This window comes from Brenneria sp. L4-2C (assembly GCF_040240335.1).
Lineage (GTDB): Bacteria > Pseudomonadota > Gammaproteobacteria > Enterobacterales > Enterobacteriaceae > Brenneria.
Window position 1 is genome coordinate 1 of sequence record NZ_JBEIAC010000046.1, and the last position, 3,795, is coordinate 3,795.

The 3,795-nt window shown below is 59.2% G+C and carries 4 protein-coding genes; all 4 read left to right on the forward strand.

Annotated elements, in window-relative coordinates; all coding sequences use genetic code 11:
* Positions 1-814 (forward strand): DUF2345 domain-containing protein (locus ABRZ26_RS24840; RefSeq protein WP_319606683.1); only part of this gene is annotated, 814 nt, incomplete at its 5' end.
* A 4-nt stretch (positions 815-818) separates the two neighbouring features.
* Complete coding sequence (tla1, locus tag ABRZ26_RS24845) at positions 819-1,622, forward strand: toxin Tle1 chaperone Tla1 (RefSeq protein ID WP_319606684.1); 804 nt, start codon at positions 819-821, stop codon at positions 1,620-1,622.
* A 15-nt stretch (positions 1,623-1,637) separates the two neighbouring features.
* Positions 1,638-2,138 (forward strand): Tli1a family immunity protein, encoded by a 501-nt coding sequence (gene tli1a / locus ABRZ26_RS24850; RefSeq protein ID WP_319606685.1) that lies wholly within the window; start codon positions 1,638-1,640, stop codon positions 2,136-2,138.
* A partial coding sequence (locus ABRZ26_RS24855; RefSeq protein ID WP_319606686.1) for a T6SS phospholipase effector Tle1-like catalytic domain-containing protein occupies positions 2,126-3,795 on the forward strand: 1,670 nt, incomplete at its 3' end. The genes tli1a and ABRZ26_RS24855, both read left to right, overlap by 13 nt.

Here is a 3,795-nt window from a genome sequence, read left to right on the forward strand (position 1 = left end):
GCAGCTGAACCTGGGGCATCTGGTGGACGGCAGCCGTCAGCGGCGGGGCGAAGGGTTTGAGCTGCGCACCGACCAGTGGGGCGCGATACGGGCGGGGAAAGGGCTGTTCATCAGCGCGGACGAACAGAGTAAAGCCGGTGATAAGACGCTGGAGATGGGTGCGGCGCTTAGTCTGATAAAAGGTGCGATGAGTCAGGTTACGGAATGGCGGCGTATCACGCAGACCCATCGTAATCTACAGCCGGATGCCGATTCGTTAAAAGAATATCAGTGCAATGCGGATGGTTTGAAAGCGGCGGCGCTGTTATTAAGCGCGCCGGCAGGTATCGGCGTCGTCAGTCCGCATGTCGTCATGCTACAGAGCGGTAAAGCGCTGTATGCGCAGAGCGCGGGGGAGGTACATATCGGCAGCGCGGAACGGATAGGCATTAATGCCCGTCAGGCGGTGTCGGTGTTGTCGCAAAATGAAGGCATGCGTCTGGTTTCGGCAAAAGGCGCCTTATCCATTGAGTCGCATGCGGATGTGATGGATGCCATCGCCTTGCAGGATATTACGGTGAACTCCACGCAGGGACATATTCAGATCACCGCGAAACAAGGGATCACCTTGGCCTGCGGCGGCGCTTATATCCGTTTGTCCCCTAAGGGGGAAATTGAAATTCATGGCCCCAGCCAGCTGAGTTTAAAGGGCCGGCATAAAATGGATGCCCCATCCGGCGCCGATTTCCCGTTGCCTGAATTGCCTGCTTCGGTATGTGAAGACTGTCTCAAAAAAGCGCAGGCGGCGGCTCAGGGTTTTGTCTTCAGAGGATAATGCAATGACTACTCAGCAACCGGCAGGTTGGTTCTCTTTACTTGAAACCGCGGTGAAAAACGCCGAAAGCGATCACCTCGATCTTATTGTCGATCAAAGCGGCGCGAATACGCCCTTAATTCCGGCGTTGGAAACTTTTTCACCGGCAATCCCCTGGTGTTCATTATTCGCCGGATTGCCGGAGGAAAGTGAAGTCGATGCGGCGCCGCTCTTGATTCGTATCAACTTAGGCCTGCTCGAACAGCGTCAATGGGCCGAGCAACTGATTCAACATTTAGCGAAGCAACCTCGGCTGTTGACGCTGTGTTCCGCCTGGTCGTTCAACATGCTGTCAGAATATTTCACGGCGTGCCTGGATGCGACTCATTGTGGTCAGCCCGGTATTCTGCGTTTTTTCGATCCGCGCATCTTCCCGCATTTATTTACCCATATTCTTCTTGATTCGCAGCAGAAACATTTATTACGCCCCGCGATGTTCTGGAGCTGGTTAGACAGAGAGGGCGAGCCGGTCTGGTTAACCGGCGATAACGCATCACCATCAGAAGAAAAGCCGGAAAAAATAGACCTTGACGATCAACAGCTTGAACAATTGTTGATCGTCAGCGATGCGGAGATGTTGATGTGTTCTTTCATGCGGCAAAACGGCCTTACCCGTGCGAGTGAGGCGCTGTTCCATGCCAGCTATCGCGCGATGCGGGAAGCCACTGCCGCAAATATTTTTTTGGATCAGGAACGTGAAGCGTTCGCCTGGCAACGGCTTCAGCAGTTACAGACCGACCCTTATGTCGTCGCCAACGACCCTCTTTAAAAAGGAGTTTATATCTTGAAAATACCGTTAATCCCCCTGGTGCTGTGCGGCCTGCTGCTGTCGGCCGCCGCTCAGGCGGATACGCTTATCGTCATCAATCATACCCACTGGGCAATCAACCGCTTCAGCGTGGACGGCATATCGGGCATCGACAGTGTCGGCGCCTATCAGGGCGGCGGCGGCGGTTGCTGTTACCGCGCCCCGGCACGGTGGCGGCCGGGCATGACGGTGCGGATCGACTGGGAAACCGGGGTGGCGGATATGATTGGCTTTCCCGGCTTTGCCGACTGGGATAACTATCTGGCCTGGCAAAAGAAAATGGACGACCAGAAACGCCGGCACAGCAAGGTGGTGCCGCTGCCGCCTTATACCTCGGAAGATAACTGCGGCATCACGGTGCATTTTCTGCCCTGCGATGAGGTGAAGGTCACCACCTCTTGTTTCTCGCCCACCCATGAGCGATACCCGATCAAAGAGCCGTTAAGGATGCCGGAGCCGAAATCATGTCCAAAATAAAACCGCAGGATACCGCCTGGCTGCCGCCGGCCTTTCCGCTCAACGGGCGGTTGCCCGACCATCCTTATCCGGTGGCGATGAACGAACGCCGGCAGAACAGCCTGGAGCAACGTTACTATGACGAGTGCTGTCTGGCCGCCGGAAAACGGGTGTGGCGCCCCTGCTGCAAGACGCTGCACGTCAGCCTGTTTTTTGACGGCACCGGCAACAACCTGCATAACGACGTCTATGTGGATGAACATCCGCATCCCAGCAATATCGCCCGCCTGTTCCGCGCCGCCATCGGCAGCGGTTACGCCGGCGGCGCGGCGCTGGAGAACGCGCTGCTGGATGTGCCGCCTGCCGGGAGCGAGACCTACTTCAAGTTCTATATGCCCGGCGTGGGTACGCCGTTCCCTGAAATCGGCGAGCTGGATTACAGCAACCTGGGACTGGCGACCGCCAGCGGCGGGGAAAACCGTATCAACTGGGGACTGGTCAAGCTGCTGGATGTGCTTAATTTCGTTTTCCGACGCGTTTGGCTGAATAACAGCGAGAGCTGGGATGCGGTTCAGTCCATGTCCACGCCTACCGCCTGGGCGGCGCTGGGGCTGGGCGGCGCGCATAACCGCTATGAGACCTTCTATCGGCACTTCAACAGGTTGCAGAACAACATCTGGCAGGCGATGAACCCGACCGGCCGGGGCAAGGCAAAGCTGATGGGCATGAAACTGTACGTGTACGGTTTTTCACGCGGCGCGGCGCAGGCCCGGACCTTCGTCAACTGGCTGACCGAACTGTTCCCTAAGCCGGATAGCGCGGACGGCGTGCCGGCCCAGGTGTTGCAGGGCAGCAACCCGGCCTGCCGCCTGCCGGTCAGCGTGGAGTTTCTCGGGCTGCTGGATACGGTGGCGTCGGTGGGGGTGGCGAACATTGCGCCGTTCGCCGCCGGGCATATGGCCTGGGCGGACGGGACGCAGGCGTTGCCGGACGACGCGCGTTTCGGCGGGCTGGTTAAGCAGTGCGTACATCTGGTGGCGTCGCACGAACAGCGGCTGTGTTTTCCGCTCGATTCGCTGCGGCGCGGCAACGGGCAGTACCCGCGCAACAGCGTGGAGGTGATCTACCCCGGCATGCATTCGGATATCGGCGGCGGCTACCCGCCCGGCGACCAGGGCAAGGGGATTGATGTTGATGATGGCTCGTTGTTGTCGCAGATTGCGCTGCACGAACTGTATGCGACGGCCTTCGCCGCCGGCGCGCCGCTCAAGGTGCAGGAGGAGGTTCTGCCTCAGCATCTGGCGCTGGACAGTTGGCGAATCTTGTCAACAGACAGACTTAAAGAGTTCACTCTGGCCCCGGATGTCATCCACCGCTTTAACGCCTGGCGCGAGGCGACGCTGGGACTGTCCCCATCGGCGCAGCCGGCCGGGAAAGAGAGCGATAACGGCCATTACCAGCCCGGCCGGGCCGGGCTGGCGCTGGAGGCGCTGATAGCAAACCAGATGGCCTGGCTGACCGCCTGGCGGATAGACCGTTATGCCAGAGGGTCGGCGCTGAACTGCGCGTTTTACCGGGCGGCCACCGATAGCCACGCCAACGCCGGCAGCCGGAAGGCGGCGGAAGCGGCGCGCGATGAAAGGCAGAAAAGCGCGGAGCGGGCGCGGCTCGACCTTAT

Excerpts from the sequence above, each read along its gene's own strand:
- tla1 (WP_319606684.1), top strand. The coding sequence starts at position 819 with ATGACTACTCAGCAACCGGCAGGTTGGTTCTCTTTACTTGAAACCGCG.